General features: G+C 64.8%; 14 protein-coding genes. 6 read left to right on the plus strand and 8 right to left on the minus strand.

Going from position 1 to position 16,357, the window contains the following annotated elements:
* Nucleotides 1–2: 2 nt before the first annotated feature.
* Complete coding sequence (locus FLM52_14080) at nucleotides 3–509, minus strand: oxidoreductase (protein NVN56895.1); 507 nt, start codon at nucleotides 507–509, stop codon at nucleotides 3–5.
* A gap of 396 nt (nucleotides 510–905) precedes the next feature.
* Between FLM52_14080 and FLM52_14085 the strand changes: the two genes are divergently transcribed.
* Together FLM52_14085 and FLM52_14090 are read left to right on the plus strand one after the other, a co-directional pair.
* Entirely contained in the window at nucleotides 906–3,035 is a 2,130-nt protein-coding gene (locus tag FLM52_14085) for an alkaline phosphatase family protein (GenBank protein ID NVN56896.1), read from the plus strand.
* Nucleotides 3,036–3,111: 76 nt separating this feature from the next.
* A complete protein-coding gene (locus FLM52_14090; protein ID NVN56897.1) occupies nucleotides 3,112–3,993 on the plus strand; it encodes a histone deacetylase in 882 nt (293 codons plus the stop codon).
* A gap of 100 nt (nucleotides 3,994–4,093) precedes the next feature.
* Here the strand turns inward: FLM52_14090 and FLM52_14095 are convergent, their stop codons facing one another.
* From FLM52_14095 to modA, 4 genes are all read right to left on the minus strand, one after another.
* Nucleotides 4,094–4,933 carry an MOSC domain-containing protein gene (locus FLM52_14095; GenBank protein ID NVN56898.1) on the minus strand — a complete coding sequence of 280 codons (840 nt, stop codon included), beginning with the start codon at nucleotides 4,931–4,933 and terminating at the stop codon, nucleotides 4,094–4,096.
* A gap of 38 nt (nucleotides 4,934–4,971) precedes the next feature.
* The gene (modC, locus tag FLM52_14100) at nucleotides 4,972–6,183 is read right to left on the minus strand and encodes a molybdenum ABC transporter ATP-binding protein (GenBank protein NVN56899.1); all 1,212 of its coding nucleotides are present in this window, start codon (nucleotides 6,181–6,183) and stop codon (nucleotides 4,972–4,974) included.
* Complete coding sequence (modB, locus tag FLM52_14105) at nucleotides 6,176–6,868, minus strand: molybdate ABC transporter permease subunit (protein ID NVN56900.1); 693 nt, start codon at nucleotides 6,866–6,868, stop codon at nucleotides 6,176–6,178. The genes modC and modB overlap by 8 nt, the downstream gene beginning before the upstream one ends.
* Before the next feature lie 173 nt (nucleotides 6,869–7,041).
* On the minus strand, nucleotides 7,042–7,842 hold the full coding sequence (modA, locus tag FLM52_14110) for a molybdate ABC transporter substrate-binding protein (GenBank protein NVN56901.1): 801 nt from the start codon (nucleotides 7,840–7,842) through the stop codon (nucleotides 7,042–7,044).
* A gap of 605 nt (nucleotides 7,843–8,447) precedes the next feature.
* On the opposite strand from modA, the gene FLM52_14115 reads away from it, so the two are divergent.
* Complete coding sequence (locus FLM52_14115; GenBank protein ID NVN56902.1) at nucleotides 8,448–9,362, plus strand: LysR family transcriptional regulator; 915 nt, start codon at nucleotides 8,448–8,450, stop codon at nucleotides 9,360–9,362.
* 93 nt (nucleotides 9,363–9,455) lie between these two features.
* Here FLM52_14115 and FLM52_14120 read toward each other — a convergent pair whose 3' ends face one another.
* The gene (locus FLM52_14120) at nucleotides 9,456–10,145 is read right to left on the minus strand and encodes a thiol:disulfide oxidoreductase (GenBank protein NVN56903.1); all 690 of its coding nucleotides are present in this window, start codon (nucleotides 10,143–10,145) and stop codon (nucleotides 9,456–9,458) included.
* A gap of 86 nt (nucleotides 10,146–10,231) precedes the next feature.
* On the minus strand, nucleotides 10,232–10,951 hold the full coding sequence (locus FLM52_14125) for a glutathione S-transferase family protein (protein ID NVN56904.1): 720 nt from the start codon (nucleotides 10,949–10,951) through the stop codon (nucleotides 10,232–10,234).
* A 371-nt stretch (nucleotides 10,952–11,322) separates the two neighbouring features.
* Between FLM52_14125 and FLM52_14130 the strand changes: the two genes are divergently transcribed.
* On the plus strand, nucleotides 11,323–12,882 hold the full coding sequence (locus FLM52_14130) for a carbon-nitrogen hydrolase family protein (protein NVN56905.1): 1,560 nt from the start codon (nucleotides 11,323–11,325) through the stop codon (nucleotides 12,880–12,882).
* Nucleotides 12,883–12,886: 4 nt separating this feature from the next.
* Nucleotides 12,887–13,732, plus strand: a complete 846-nt coding sequence (locus FLM52_14135) for a zinc-dependent peptidase (protein ID NVN56906.1) — start codon at nucleotides 12,887–12,889, stop codon at nucleotides 13,730–13,732.
* Nucleotides 13,733–13,916: 184 nt separating this feature from the next.
* On the opposite strand, the gene FLM52_14140 is transcribed toward FLM52_14135, so the two are convergent.
* Nucleotides 13,917–14,840, minus strand: a complete 924-nt coding sequence (locus FLM52_14140) for a LysR family transcriptional regulator (protein NVN56907.1) — start codon at nucleotides 14,838–14,840, stop codon at nucleotides 13,917–13,919.
* A gap of 211 nt (nucleotides 14,841–15,051) precedes the next feature.
* Here FLM52_14140 and FLM52_14145 point away from each other — a divergent pair, with 211 nt between their 5' ends.
* Nucleotides 15,052–16,284: a DUF971 domain-containing protein gene (locus FLM52_14145; protein ID NVN56908.1), complete on the plus strand. Its 1,233-nt coding sequence runs from the start codon at nucleotides 15,052–15,054 to the stop codon at nucleotides 16,282–16,284.
* Nucleotides 16,285–16,357: the final 73 nt, after the last annotated feature.

Raw genomic sequence — 16,357 nt, forward strand, 5'->3', positions numbered from 1 at the left:
GCTCACTCCAGCGTCAGCCCGGTGACTTGCCAGACACTGCGAAAGCGCACCTGCTCATTGAGCAATTCCGGATGAGCATCAAAGGGATACAGCACGAACAGGGGCCCGAGATCACGCACCGGCATGCGCTCGCCATCACGTCGCGTGGCCAGCAGGACATCGAAGTCTTCGATATCGCTGAGGGGGATCTCGGCCACGAAGTCATTCAGTGCCCGCACCTTGAGTCCGCTGGCATCTTCAGACACCCGCGCCACCAGCTCGCGCAGCAGCGGGCCAGAGAAACTGACACGCCCCTGGGTCCAGGGAGTATGGGTGGCCACCACGCGCGACGGCATGGCTTCGAGCATCGCCAGATCGAAACGCGCCCGCGGTGCCTGCCGGGAACCGGCATTGCCACAGCTGACGGCGCCCTCGACCGTCAATACCACCGGCCCGCTGGGCGCGGGCAGGCAGTCATTGGCCGCCAGCACGTGGCGCTCGCCTGTCGCCAGCGGCGCCTCGGCGGCCAGGGCCGCAGGGCTTGAGAGGCACGCAGCCAGGCCTGCTGTCAGACTTGCGGCCAGAGCGACCTTGCGCCAGACAGGGCTGCGCAAGCCGGGCCCGCGGTTGACGGGTCTGGACAACGGACTCACGAGGCGCATCGCCGATGGATCATTCATGCCGGTTTCCCATGCTATTGTGCGAACGCCATGTGCATTCAAGGGCCCAACTTTACGCTAGCTCGCGCATGCTTTGCGAGTCTGCGAACCTCGCGTCACGACGAGTTGTCACACTCAACGCACGGAGCCACTCACACGCGCAAGCCCACGCCTGCCCCCATGGCTGGCGTTCGTCGCCTGTTAGGCTATCGCTTGATAAACGCCAGCTGACCGCCATCCCTCTCCACCTGCCATCGAGCCTGCTTCATGTCTGCCACTTCGTCCGCCTCGCTGCCTGTCAATGGCTCTCCCACACCGACTGCTGCCCTGCCCCGCGTGCTGGCAGGCCCGATATTGCGTCGTGTCACCGCCGAGGGCGTGATGCTGTGGCTGGTGACTTCTCGCCCACAGCAGGCGCGGGTGTGGCTGCTGCCGGAACAGGACGCGACGCCTCTCACCCGAGATGAGGATGGCCTGCCGACGACATCAGGCTGTCGGCTGACGGAGCATCTGGCGATGCCGCTGGGGGAGCTCGCCTGGCTGCTGTTGATCGAAGCGCACCCCGACACGCCCTTGCCTGCCGACTGCGCCATCGCCTACGAGCTGGGCCTGGCGGAGCCGGCAGCATCATCCACAGACACGCCCGAATGGCAGGGCATCGCCGACTGGGCGCCACAGATCCGCTATCCCGGTGAAAGCCTGCCGCGTTTTCGCCTGCCGTCACGCCTGACGCGTGTCGCACATGGCAGTTGCCGCAAGCCGCATCACGGCTTGAGTGACGACGAGCAGCAGACGCAGCAAAGTGCGCAAGGCGCTGCGATGACAGACCGCCTTGAGACGCCACCGCCCAAGGGCCCGGGTGGCGATGGACTGGTGGCGCTGGATCACTGGTTGAGCGAGCGTCGACAGAGCGTCACCGAGTGGCCGGAGGTGATGCTGTTCACCGGCGATCAGATCTACGCCGACGATGTCGCGGGGCCGATGCTGGGCGCGATCGATCAGCTGATCGCGGGGCTGGGCCTGCCGGAGGAGACATTGATGGAGGCCGAGGTCTCCGACACTCGCGAGCTGCGCCAGCACCCCTCGCACCTCTACCATCGCCCGCAGCTGCTACCGGACATGGCGGCCAACGAAGGTGTGGCCGCCAGCTTCTTCGGTGCCAAGCGCAAGCCCATCTTCACCTCCACCGGTGCCGACAACCATCTGATCGGCCTGTCGGAAGTCATCGCCATGTACCTGCTGGTGTGGTCTGACGTGCCGTGGGAGGCGCTGGGCATCACGCTGGAAGACCCCTCGGCGCTCGAGGGCCATGACGACGCCACCCGCGAGCGCCATGCCACCGAGGCCCGCCATCTGCGGCGCTTCTGTGGCGGACTCGGTCAGGTTCGTCGCCTGCTGGCCAATGTGCCAAGCCTGATGATCTTCGATGACCACGATGTCACCGATGACTGGAACCTCAGCGCCGCCTGGGAGGAAGCCGCCTATGGCCACCCCTTCTCGCGCCGCATCATCGGCAATGCGCTGACCGGCTATCTGCTGTGTCAGGCCGCCGGCAATGGGCCGGAGCCACTGGCGGAGCTGCTGGAGGAGACCCGGTCGCTGTTCACTCATGCCCTGACTGGCACTGACAGGGCCGCAGACGGCCATTTCGATGTCGAGCGGCAGGAGGCGTTGATCGCCCACCTGCATCGCTGTGAGAGCTGGGATTATCAGCTCGACACCACGCCGCCGCTGATCGTGGCCGATACGCGCACCCGCCGCTGGCGCAGCGAGCGCAAGCTCTCGCATCCCTCGGGGCTGATGGACTGGGAGGCGCTGAGCGAGCTCCAGCAACGCTTGGTCGGCCATCCGGCCGTGGTGCTGGTGTCCCCGGCGCCGATGTTCGGCGTCAAGCTGATCGAGAGCATCCAGAAGCTGTTCACGCTGGCCGGCAAGCCGTTGATGGTCGATGCCGAGAACTGGATGGCGCATCGCGGGGCGGCCAGCGTGATGCTCAACATCTTCCGCCACTCGCGCACGCCGCAGAACTTCGTGATCCTGTCCGGCGATGTGCACTACTCCTTCGCCTACGACGTGCGTCTCAAGCATCGCCGTTCGAGCCCGAACATCTGGCAGATCACCAGCAGCGGCATCCGCAATCGCTTCCCGGTCGGCCTGCTGGATGTGCTAGACCGTCTCAATCGCTGGCTGTATGCCCCGCGCTCGCCGCTCAATCTGTTGACGCGCCGGCGCAACATGCGTGTCACGCCGCGCCGTCACGATGCGGCCAGTCAGGGCGAACGCCTGCTGAATGCCTGCGGCATCGGGCTGGTCGATCTGGACACCGACGGCCGCCCCATCGCCATTCGCCAGCTGACCACCGACGGCCAGGAGGTGCACTTTGTGCCCCGTCGCTGATGCCCACTGCCCGCCGCTGGCGCTGATCCATCATCCCGGCTATCGGATCGCGCTGCCCGAGAAGCACCCCTTCCCGATGGACAAGTTCAGCGTGCTCAAGCGTCTGCTCGACCGCCAGCTGGCCGACTGCGCCTCGGCCGTCGACTGGGTGACGCCTCAGCCCGCCGAGGAAGACGACCTGCTCAGCGTACACACCCGCCGCTACGTGCATGAATTTCTCACTGGCACCTTGAGTCATCAGGCCCAGCGGCGCAGCGGTTTCGTATGGAGCGAGGCACTGCGCGAGCGCAGCGTGCTGGCGGTGGGCGGCACCATGACCACCGTGCGCGAAGCGCTCACACGCGGGCTGGCCTGCAACACCGCGGGCGGCACCCATCATGCCCACCCGGAGGCCGCCAGCGGCTATTGCCTGCTCAACGACATCGGCGTGGCGGCGCATCAGGCGCTGGAGGACGGCGTGAAGCGCGTGCTGATCGTCGATCTCGATGTGCATCAGGGCGATGGCACGGCGTTGATCTTCGCCGACGAGCCGCGGGTCTTCACGCTGTCACTGCATGCCGAGAGCAACTTTCCGGCACGCAAGCAGCAAAGTGATCTGGACGTGCCCTTGCCCAGGGGCATGGGCGATACGGACTACCTGGCGGTGCTGGAGCGTACGCTTGAGGAGGTGCTGGCGCGGGTACGCCCGGAGCTGGTGATCTTCGATGCCGGTGTCGACCCGCATGCCGCAGACAGGCTCGGCCATCTCGAATTGAGCGACAGCGGCCTCTACCGGCGCGAGCGGCATGTCATCCAGCGCTGTCGCGCGGCGGGCGCCGCCGTGGCCTGCGTGATCGGCGGCGGCTATGACCGCGATATCGAGGCGCTGGCATGGCGTCACAGCCAGCTGCATCGCGCCGCGCTGGATGTATGGCGCGAGGCGCATGGCCAGCCTGCCCTGTTCGGGCCGCCGACCTGAGTTTGCCTACCTCCTTGCCAAGCGCCCCCTCAACGAAAACGCCCGCCATCGAGGGTGGCGGGCGTTTGGGTTCAGGCCTGTAGGCAAGATTCCAGCGACATCACTTGAAGGCGGTGACTTCCACCTCATCGCCGACATGCAAGGTAGGCTTACGCGAGGGATCGAGTGCGACGAGGTTGTAGCCGAAGTGCACCTGGCCATCCGCGAAACGACGCACCCGCGCCAGCGTCTTGAGCGGCTCACCGTCGCCACGCTTGTCGCCCGTCGCCGGGTCGACATTGACCATCGCACAGCGGGTGCAGGAGGACACCAGCGTGAAGCGTGCCTCGCCGATGCGCACTTCCTGCCAACCATCCTCGGCCCATGCCTCGGCGCCGCTGATCACCAGATTGGGGCGGAACTGATCCATGCCATGATCCGCCGTCGGCGTCTCACAATTCAGCGCTTTCAGCGAAGCCTCGTTGGCCAGCAGCAGCGGGAATCCATCGGCGGCGCTGACGCGCTGCGCGATGATCTCGCGATAGCGCTCCGAGCGCTCGCCCAGCCAGCAGAGCCTGACCGGCATGCCGATCTGCTCGCTCAGCCAGGCATCAGCCTCAAAGCTCACGCTCAAGGCAGTGAACCGATCGGCCCAGACCTGGATATCGAGACGCTCGGCCTGGTCATCGGTGGCAAAGCTGACGCTGCCGCATTCGGGGTGGTCCAGATGCCACAGTCGCCACTGGCCGCTGGCGTCTTCGCGCAAGGCCAGACGCTGCATCTGCGGATGCGTGCGCGCGGTGACGAACTTGCCACGCGCCGCGACCACCACGAAGCGGCGGTCCTGCGTGAGACCTTCCTCGCCGAGCGTCACTGTCTCCAGCGCTTCAGCGGCGCCGGACTTGAGGGGATAGCGCCACAGGTGGGTCAACTTCATGAGAAGTTCCTTTCCAGAATCCATCAATTTGACAAGTCAGCGTAGGGTGCAACCGAGCGGCATCAACTCGCAGACGAAGTGGAGCCTGCGTCATTCTGCGTCGCATTTGCCTGTGCCGCATGTGTCTGTACCGCATCCATCACGGGAATATCGTCATCCATGGCGTCCAGACTGATCACGTCGGGGCCCGAGAGCGCCACGCTGGAGATCAGCGCCTTGACGCCCAGCCCGACCTTGAGGCCCAGCTCCTGACACACCAGGCGGTCGACTCGCGCCCTCACCCGCTGGCCGGCGATGCCCAGCACCAGCTCGGCGCTGGCGTGGCCGCGCTCGCTCTCGATCTCGTGGATCACGGCCGGCAAGGCATTGCGCAGGCTGGTGTGAGGCGGCGTCTCCAGCGCGATGCTGATGTCACGCGCCCGCAGCCGCAGTCGCACACGACGCCCCACCGGCATCGCCAGCCGCGCCAGCTTGAGGCTCAACCCGGCGCCCAGCCCCAGACGCGTCAGCTGCCAGTCATCATCGTGCGACAGCACCTCGGCGGTCAGCAGCGAGCCCGCTTCGAAGCGGCCGGTCTGCGGTGCCAGGTCCAGCCGTGACAGCATGTCACCGATCTCGCCGCTGGCGGTGATGCGACCGTTGTCCACCAGCGCCAGGCGGTCGGCGACCGCGAACAGCTCGCGGGTGTCATGACTGACGAACAGGATCGGGATCTCGATCTCGCGGGCCAGCCGCGCGATGTAGTGCAACAGCTCCTGCTTGCGCGCGCCGTCGAGGCCGGTCAACGGCTCATCCAGCAACAGCATGCGCGGGCGTGACAGCAGGGCGCGGCCGATCGCGACACGCCGCGCCTCGCCACCGGAGAGCTGGCCGGGCATGCGCGACAGCAGGTCCTCGATGCCCAGCAGCGTCACCATCTCATGCAGACGTGACTGATTCTGTTGGCGCTGAGCGGGCGTCAGGGCGCGCGGCATGCCGTAGCGAAGGTTGCCGCGCACGCTGTAGTGCGGAAACAGGCGCGGCTCCTGGAAGACGACACCGAGCCTGCGACGATGTGCCGGCACGAAGATATCACTCTCGCCGCCCGTCAGGCACTCGCCGTCCAGACGCAGATGGCCATGGTCGGGACGTTCGAGGCCTGCGATCAGGCGCAGGATGGTGGTCTTGCCGCTGCCGGAGCGCCCGAAGAGCGCCGTGACGCCGCGCGCCGGCACCTTGAGCGTGGCATCCAGCGTGAAGGCGCCCTGCTGACGATGGAGGTGGAAATCAAGCATCACGCCCCTCCATGCGCAGTCGTGCGCGACGTGCCAGCCATTCGGAGGCCAGCAGCGACAGCATCGCGATGACGACGGCGATGGCGCACAGCCTGGCCGCGGCGCCTTCCTGGCCCGGGGTCTGGATCAGGGTATAGAGCGCCAGCGGCAGCGTGCGGGTCTCGCCGGGAATATTGGCGGCGAAGGTGATGGTGGCACCGAATTCCGACAGCGCACGCGCGAAGGCCAGCATGCCACCGGTGAGAATGCCCGGCAGCGCCAGCGGCATGGTCACCGTGAACAGTACCCGCAGCGGATTGGCCCCCAGGGTGCGGGCCGCGGCCTCCAGCCCCGGGTCGATGGCCTCCAGCGACAGGCGCATCGCGCGCACCATCAGCGGAAAGGCCATCACCGCTGCCGCCAGCGCCGCGCCCTGCCAGGTGAAGGGCAGCACGATATCGACCTTGGCCAGCCACTGGCCGATGACACCATTGCGCCCGAAGGTGACCAGCAACAGGTAACCGACCACCACGGGCGGCAACACCAGTGGCAGATGCAGCAGACCATCGACCAGCGCCTTGCCACGAAACTCACGTCGCGCCAGCCACCAGGCCGCCGCAAAACCGGGAATCAGGCTCAGGCCGACCGCGACGCAAGCCACCTTGAGGCTCAGGCTCAGGGCTTCCCATTCCAGCGCACTCAGCATGGATCTTCCTCAGACGAAGACAGGTTCTCGCACACGACGTGACGCCAAGAGCCGGCAGACAGCCCTGCCCGCCTTGCTCACGCCGATGTGACAGCAGGCTTCCAGTGTAGCGGCCTCACCTTGCCGATGACATGCCAGCGTATGCCACGAGATGTTTGCGGCTGATCCAGCGACTACTCGTCCTCAGGCTGCGCAGCAGGAGCCTGATGGGCGAGCGTGCTGAAGCCGAAGCGATGGAAGATGGCACCGGCCTCGTTGCTGGAAAGCCAGGCCGAGAAGGCCTCGGCCTGTGACGACGGCGCATCACCGCCACGACTGATCAAGGCGGCAGGATAGCGGATGGGGTCATGGCTGCTGTCCGGCAGCAGGCCGATCTGATGCACCCGATGACTGATGGCGGCGTCGGTGGCATAGACGATCCCCAGCGGGGCCTCGCCATGCTCGACCAGCGCCAGCGCGGCGCGCACGTCCTCGGCGCTGGCCAGGCGCGAGCGCAGCATCTGCCATTGTCCCAGCGCTTGAAGCGACTGACGCGCATAGATGCCCGCGGGCACGTGGTCGGGGTCGCCGACGGCCAGGCGCGTGTTGCTGCCGGTGGCGGCGAGGCGCTCGGCCACATCGGTGACGTCCTCGGCATTGCTGACACTGGCGTCCAGCTGGCTGGGGCCAGGCGCGACCAGCGCGAGACGGTTGCCCAGCAGGTCGTGACGGCCGGTGACGACAATGCCGGCCTGCTGCTCCAGCCAGTCCATCCAGCGCTCATTGGCCGACAGATACAGCTGCGCCGGAGCCCCATTGGCCAGCTGACGCGCCAGGGTCGAGGACGAGGCATAGACCGGCTGGATATCCACGTCGGCGAGACGCTCGTAGCGCGCCTCGATGGCATCCAGCACATCATGCAGCGAGGCGGCGGCCATGACACGGATCTGGGGACGTTCGGCTGCCTGAACTGGCGCGGTCAGCAGTGCCAGCATCAACGGGGCCACCAGGCTGCCCCCCCTCAACAGTGCCGATGAAGGAGATAGCGCTGATGAAGAAGATAGCGTTGATGAAAGAGTCGGCACTGATGACGCAAGCCATAGCGGAGAGACAAGCAAGGCGGCCCGGGCGCGCAAGCGGGTAGCGAATGACATCTACAGGGGTCCTTGAACAGTGACACGCAGCGACGAGGCCTGCTGCACATTGATCTCGCCATGATGCCGCGCTCGCTCGCCATGTGCATCTCATGTGGGCGCAATTGCCGTGCGGGGCGCGGAAACCGTCAACCCTGTTTGTCGAACGCCAGCGGCTTGAGGTTCGCTTGGGGCACGCCGGCTGCCTGTCAGCGCCCGTCTGCCATCAGCCACGGGCTGGTCAGCGACGGCGCCGGCTGGCGGATGTTTCGCCTCATCCGGCTACAGGCAAACGCGAATCACTCACATGTATGCCATTCACTCGACCAGATCGGCTACAATGCTGGCCAAAATGGCAGGGAGTCGCTGGCCCACACCCCAGCAACGACGCGATTCCTGCTTTCATGCTTTCTTTCACGCTATTTGCCGCTTCAACGGCAGACAACAGCGGCGGGTGCCACCAAGTCATGCCTCCAGTACTTGACGAATTTCAGGGCCTCAGTGCCTTCGATGCCATCATGCGCTACGGCAATCTGGGCGCAGGAGCCGAGCATCTCGGTATCTCCAAGTCCACGCTCAGCCGCCGGATCAGTCATCTCGAACATCAGCTCGGCCAGCCACTGCTGCATCGCCAGGCCAACCGCCTGATTCCCACCGAGGCCGGCACGCTGTTCTATCAGTACTGCCAGCAGATGCTGTCGCTGGGCGAGCGCTCACAGATCGCGCTGGATGAACTGCGCGAGGAAATCAGCGGTGATATCACCGTCAGCGCGCATCCGCACTTCCTGCGTGGCTGGTTCAATCGCGTGCTGACCGACTTCATCGAAGCGTATCCGGGCATCCGTCTGACCCTGACCGCCAACCACCTGCCGCCGTCACGTGATGACGACCAGGTGATGCTGTGGCTATGGGAAGGTCCGGTCAAGGACACCGGGCTGCGCGAGGAGATACTGGGGCAACAGCAGCAACATCTCTATGCCCACCCCAGCTATCTGCGCCAGCATGGCCATCCGCAGCACCCCAGCGAGCTGACCTCCCATGACTGGGTCAACCTGATCGACCGCCATCACCCCAACTTGGTGCTCAACCACCCCGAGGAAGGCGAGTATCGTCTGAGCCTGCCGCCGTCACGCTTCACGGTCGACAACGTGGTGGTGCATGCCGACCACATCGCGCACGGTGCCGGTATCGGCCTGCTGCCGGACTACCACGTGCGCACTCGGGCGAAGGCGCATCCGGGACAGTTCGAGGCCTGCCTGCCCGAGTGGAAGGGGCCATCGATTCCGGTCAGCCTGCACTATCCCTTCGGGCACCCGCCGCGCAAGCTCGGTGCCCTGCTCGACCATATCCGCCGTCGTGTGCCGGCGGACTGGACCCGCTGACCTGTCGGCCTGACAACTCTGCAGGCCGTTCAGCGGTTGCTTCACGTTTTCAGCTCCACGATTTCACAGCTTCACGGCAGCACTGACTGCCCGTCAGGATTGCTGACCGAACAGATGACGGCGCGCTTCCTCATCCATCGCCACATTGGCGGCCGGGTTGATGTCATCGATACGTGCCATTGCCCGCTTGACGCCATCACGCTCGGCGATGCGGGCACGATAGGCGGCGACCGCCGGGAAGCGCGTCAGATCGATCTCCTGCTTCTCAGCCTTCAGCCATGGCCAGATGGCCATGTCGGCGATACTCAACTCATCCCCCGCCACGAAATCACGCTCCGCAAGCTGGCGCTCCAGCACGCCATACAGACGCTCGCCTTCCCTGTGATAGCGCTCGATGGCGTACTTCACCGGCTCTGGCGCGTAGTGCGTGAAGTGATGCACCTGACCCAGCATCGGCCCAAGGCCACCCATCTGCCAATGCAGCCACTGCAGCACGTCATTGCGCGCACGCGTCTCGCGCGGCAGGAACTTGCCAGTCTTGTCAGCCAGGTACTCCAGAATCGCGCCGGACTCGAACACCGAGATCGGCTCACCGCCATCGGCTGGCGCATGGTCGACGATCGCCGGCATGCGATTGTTGGGCGAGATGGCCAGAAACTCCGGCGCGAACTGCTCGCCCTTGCTGATGTTCACCGGAATGAGGCGATACTCGAGTCCGGCTTCCTCCAGAAAGATCGTGATCTTGTGGCCGTTGGGCGTGGTCCAGTAATACAGATCGATCATCATGGGCTCCTTGTCTGGAACAACACGACATGGCCCGAACGCCCACCAGCGTTCGGGCCATGAGAAAGGTCATCTGCGATGCGAGATTACTGCGCAATCTCGCTGGCACGTGGCGCCTTGCGCGCCATGCCGTCGTGCAGGTCCATCATGCGCTCGCGCCACTGCACCAGCGGGTCGCCCGCGTCTTCCGTCTCACCGAAGGGCGAGGTGTCAGAGACGATGTGCGCCCAGATGAAGAAGCCGAAGACCAGGTAATCCGCCGCCGCCGGGGCATCGCCATCCATGAAGGGCTGATTGGCAAGCAGGCCACGCAGTGGCTTGAAGGCGCTGTCGAGAATGCCACGGGCAATCTCGACGTTATGGAATTCCTCGAACGACATGCCGAAGCGGGCTTCACGCGCGCTCCGGAAGTACTCGCGGTCATCCGGGTGAATCGCCGCCAGCAGATCCAGCGCCACCAGGCGGAAGAAACCGACCGCCATGACCTGCTCGGCATACACCTTGACGAAATTCAGGCGTGCCTGCGCCTGGGCATCACCGATCAGCGGGCCATTGCCGGCATTCGGATAATGCGCGTCCAGATGCTTGAAGATGTCATAGCTGTCCATCGCCACACCATGCGCATCCTTTAGCACCGGCACCGTGGTGGAATCACAGAAGTCGATCGGGCTCTTGTCGGTGAACAGCATCGGCACGAGTTCTGCCTCGATACCCTTGTGGGCGAGTGCCAGACGCGCGCGCCAGCAGAACGGCGAGAAACGCAGGCGGTCATCACGGCCACGCAATTCATAGAGGACTGGGGTCATGCGGATCTCCTTGGGTGTCATTGAGGCCTGGGGTCATTGAGGCCTGGTGTCATTGAGGCTTGATGTGAACGGCATGACTTCGCTGCGCGTCCTGCCTCTGGCAATGTTTTGGACGTTGTGTCGCGCCAATGCAAGAAAAATGAGCATTCGTTCAACATCACGCCAAGCGCCACTCAAGGTGCGGAGCCTCGCTCACCCTTGCAGTGACGCGAGGTTGGACCCATTGATGAGGGTTACGTGACCAGGGCCGGACATTGACCAAAGGATATTGATGACACCCGGCCTCGACAGCGCGAATAATGGGGCCCATCGCTTTCGCGCCAGCCACTTCCTGCCCTGATCCCCTCTTTTCATTTTTCCAAGGAGTCTCGATGTCCGTCGAAGACCTGCACCTGAACCTGCGCAACCTGCAGGAATCAGACTACCCCCAGCTCAAGCGCCTGATGGACGGCATCTATGACGACATCGGTGGCGCCTGGCCTGAGCACACCATCAACCGTCTGATCGCCGAATTCCCCGATGGCCAGATCGTGATCGAGGATGGCGACAAGCTGGTCGGTGTCGCTCTGACGGCACTGGTGGATTACGACGCCTTCTCCAACCCGCACAAGTACGACGACCTGATCGGCCAGCGCGAGATCATCCTCAACAAGGAGGATGGCGATGCGCTTTACGGTCTGGATGTGCTGATCGACGTCGACTACCGCGGCTATCGCCTCGGTCGCCGCCTGTACGAGGCGCGCAAGGACCTGTGCCGCTCGATGAATCTGCGCTCGATTCTGGCCGGCGGACGCATTCCCCAGTACCACGAATATGCCGCCGAGCTCTCGCCCTCCGAGTACATCGACAAGGTGGAGCGTCGCGAGATCCATGACCCCATCCTGTCGTTCCAGCTGGCCAACGGCTTTCTGGTCAAGCGCCTTTTGCGCCAGTACCTGCCCGAAGATGAGGATTCCCAGGGCTACGCCACCCTGCTGGAGTGGAGCAATATCCTGTTCGAGCCCGTCGAGCGCGTGCTGGAAAGCCGCAAGACGATGATTCGCGTCGGCGCTGTGCAGTGGCAGATGCGCAAGTTCGACAGTGTCGAATCCGTGCTGCAACAGGTCGAGTACTACGTCGATGCCCTGTCGGATTACCAGAGCGACTTCGCCGTCTTCCCGGAACTGTTCAACACGCCGTTGATCGGCCTTCTGGAAGACCAGAGCGACCCGGTGCGCTGCATCCGCTACCTCGCCGGCTTCACCGAGCGCTTCAAGCAGGAAATCTCGCGCATGGCGGTGGCCTACAACATCAACATCGTGGCCGGTTCCATGGTCGAGATAGGTGACGACAACGAGCTCTACAACGTCACCTACCTGTGTCACCGCGATGGCGAGATCGACCGTCAGGCCAAGCTGCACATCACGCCGCAGGAGCGCCGCGACTGGATCATCAAGGGCGGTGACGAGCTGGCCGTGTTCGAGACCGACGCCGGACGCATCGGCATGCTGATTTGCTACGACGTGGAGTTCCCGGAACTGTCGCGCCTGCTGGCCGATCAGGACATGGACATCCTGATGGTGCCGTTCTGGACCGACACCAAGAACAGCTACCTGCGCGTGCGCAACTGCGCTCAGGCGCGTGCCATCGAGAACGAATGCTACGTGGTGGTCTGCGGCAGCGTCGGCAACCTGCCGTCCATCGAGAGCCTCGACATCCAGTACGCCCAGTCAGCGGTGTTCTCGCCGTCGGACTTCTCCTTCCCGCACGATGCGGTGATGGCCGAGACCACGCCGAACACCGAGATGATCATGTTCTCGGATCTCGATCTGGAGCGTCTCAAGGTGGTGCGCAGCGAAGGCTCGGTGACCAACCTGAAGGATCGCCGCAAGGACCTCTTCGAGCTGCGTCTGCGTGACTGGTCGTGGAAGTCCGGCAGCCGTCAGGACTGAAGCGATGACGCACTGGTGGCAACGGCTGTGGCAGCGCCCCGCTCGCCACGGCCGTGACGGCTCAGCCCCGGACGCCTGCGCTGTCTCGACCGCCTCCCCCGCTGGTGAGACAGCGCCGGATGAGGCGTGGCAGGCAGTCCGCGAGCGCCTGCCGATCCTTGAGGGACTCGACGCCGAGGCACTGGCGCGTCTTGAGCGGCGCGCCCGCCATCAGCTGAGCGACTGGAAGCTGACCAGCGCCGAGCCGCTCGCACAGGTCGAGGCGCTGGCACTGGCTGCCCAGGCGATGCTGCTGCTCAACGGCTGGGCGCATGCCGAGCGCTGGCAGGACGCCGGCGCTCGCGTGCACGAGATCATGCTGCCGCTGCAGGCCATCCGCCGTGAGGTGGAAGAGATGGATGACGCCGGTGTGGTGCATGTCTTCGAGGACACCCGCGCCGGCGAGACCTGGTATCAGGGGCCGGTGGTGGTCACCCAACAGGACCTGGCCGCCAGCGGTGACTGGAGCGGCTTCAATGTGGTGATCCATGAATTCGCCCACAAGCTCGACATGGCCAACGCCACCGATGCCGATGGCTTTCCGCCCCTGCCGCGCCATATCAGTGCGGCGGAGTGGCATGCCACCTTCACTGCCGTGTGGGATGACCTGAGCGCGCGCCTGTCACGCGGTGAGCCGACGCCCATCGATGACTACGCCGCCAGCCACCCCGCCGAATGCTTCGCCGTCTGCTGCGAGTATTTCTTTACTGCTCCGGATGAGCTCGATGCGGCCTATCCGGCGCTGTATGCCCTGCTGGAGCGCTTCTTCCAACAGTCGCCATTGGCGCGCTGCCCGTCGCCTTCCGACTGACTACGCCAGACAGACGAGGCACCAGGCAGACAAGGCGCCAGCCAGCCGAGGAAAGAGTGAGAGAAGAGATAGCGGCCGCTTACCGTGGCGGACACCACCTCAAGATAACGGTATATCGTTCAAAGCGTACCTGCAGGCACGGAACACCAATCAACAGGGGACACAGAAGCACCCTCTGCATCGCTCACTTTGGCTCCGCTAGCAGATAATCCCAGACACGCTGCGCGGTGGGCCGCATCGGGCGTTGATTGGAGCGCACCAGCCAGAAGTTCTGCTCGGCGGGGATCGTCAGCGCGAAGACCTGCTCCAGCCCGCCATTGCCGGACGCCACCCATTGCCGGAAATGGCCTTCATGCACCAGCGCCACCCCCATGCCGAGACGCGCCATTTCCAGCGTCATCACCTGGGTGTCACAGCTGATGGTGGAGGTCGTCTTCTCCAGCCCCAGTTGATCTGCCGCCACCAGCCAGCGCCGCCAGCCCACCGCGAAACCTGCGGCATGCAGCAGCGTCATGCCGGCCAAGTCCGCTGCCGTGGTCAGCTGCGCGCTCAGCGCCGGACTCGCCACGACGGTCATTCTCTCCTGCTCTGCCCCGACCTGGATCGCCTCCACCTGCGGCCAGTCGCCCTGACCGTAGCGCAGCTCGATATCCACCTGCTCGCCATCGAAGTCGCTCTGCCAGAAGGCACTGACCAGACGCAACGCGATCTCGGGCTGATCACGGTGGAAGTTCGCCAGCCGTGGCAACAGCCAGGCCTGCTGGCTCATCGGGGTCGCACGCAGGCTGACCGGCGCGGCGCGCGAGGGGCCGAAGACTTCCAGCGTGCCCTCCTGCAGGCGCTGGAAGCCATCCTGCAGCGCCGGCAGCCAGGCCTGACCGGCCGGCGTCAGATTGAGGCTGCGGGCATGCCGCACGAACAATGGCTGGCCAAGGCGGTCCTCCAGCTGGCGAATCCGCTGGCTAATGGCCGACTGGGTGACACTCAGCTCCTCGGCGGCACGCGTGAAGCTCATCAGGCGCGCAGCGGCTTCGAAGGCCTGCAACCAGGCCAGCGGCGGCAGGGGGCGCGGCAAGGCATTCGGCGTCGTGGGGGAAGGTTCGTGCATGGCTATCTCGCATCAGAGCATGAAGGTCAATCGCACACATTAGCTCAGCTAAGTCATGGCCGTCATATTTCGCGTTGGCCAGCCGTGATGACGAGGGGGACAATGGTCTCATTCTCGGGTCACGGCTCAGCGTCACAGCTCAGCCATACGACCCAGCACGCGACACGTGTTGACTCACCTGCTACTGCATACACGACATAGGACAGCACCCATGGAGACTCTCATCGCATCTGCCCCGGACACTCAAGACACTGAAGCGCCACAGGAACGCCATCATTGGGACATGAAGGAATACCTGCCCCATCACGAGGGCGCGCCGCTGGTGATGGCAGACCACGACGAGACCCTGGCGTCACTGGCATGGGCCAGCGGTGAGCAGACCCAACTGCCGCTGATCTGGCTGCGCGATCACTGCGCCTGCGATCTCTGCCGGCATCCGCAGACCTTCGAGCGCACCTTCATGCTGATGGACGACGCGGCCCTGACAGTGCATCAGATGCGTGTCGAGCAAGGCAATCTCGTCGTCGTCTGGCAGGACGGCCACACCAGCCACTTCGATGCCGGCTGGTTGCTGCAACGTCGTCCGAGTGATGCGCCGCCAGCCACGCCGGTTCCCGCAAGCCAGGCTTGGCAGCAGGCCCATCAACCTCACGTCACCGCCTTTGCCGACTACATGGCCGGTGGGCAGGCGCGCCTGGGCTGGCTGGAAGCGCTGTGCCGCGACGGCTTCGCGATTCTGGATGCCGGCCCGACGGCAGGCGGCGAGATCGACCAGGTGGCCGCGACCATCGGCCCGATCCGCGCGACCAACTTCGGCGGCCGTTTCGAGGTCTTCTCCAAGCAGGCGCCCAACAACGCCGCCTACACGCCGATCGCGCTGGAACTGCACACCGACCTGCCCAACTGGCGCCAGCCGCCGGACATCCAGATGCTCTACTGCCTGGCCAACGAGGCCGAAGGCGGGGACTCCATCTTCGGAGACGGCATGGCGGTCGCCGAAGCCCTGCGCGAGCGAGACCCGCAGGCCTTCAGGCTGCTGGCCGAGACCCCGGTGGACTTCCGCTTTGCCGACGAAAATACGGACCTGGTAGTGCGCGAGCCGGTGATCCATCTGGATGCCAACGACAAGGTCATCGAGGTGCGCTTCAACAACTGGATCCGCGACAGCCTGCGCCTGCCGCTGGAACAGATGCAGGCCTGGTACAGCGCTTATCGCCAGTATTGGAGCATTCTGCGCGAACCGGCCTTCCGTCTGCACCTCAAGCTGGAAGCCGGCCAGATGGTGGCCTTCGACAACCGCCGCGTGATGCACGGCCGCAAGTCCTTCGACCCGACGACCGGTCGCCGCCACCTGCAGGGCTGCTATGTGGACTACGACATGGTGGAATCCGCACTGCGCGTCACGGCGCGCCAGCTGGCCAGTGCCGACCCCACTCAGTCGTGAGCACTACAGCCCGCATGCCGTCGAATGCCTGAAATAGCGTTGAACCGCACGCAAGGGTTGCGGCGGTTCCTCC

The organism is bacterium Scap17 (genome assembly GCA_013376735.1).
Classification (GTDB): Bacteria; Pseudomonadota; Gammaproteobacteria; order Pseudomonadales; family Halomonadaceae; genus Cobetia.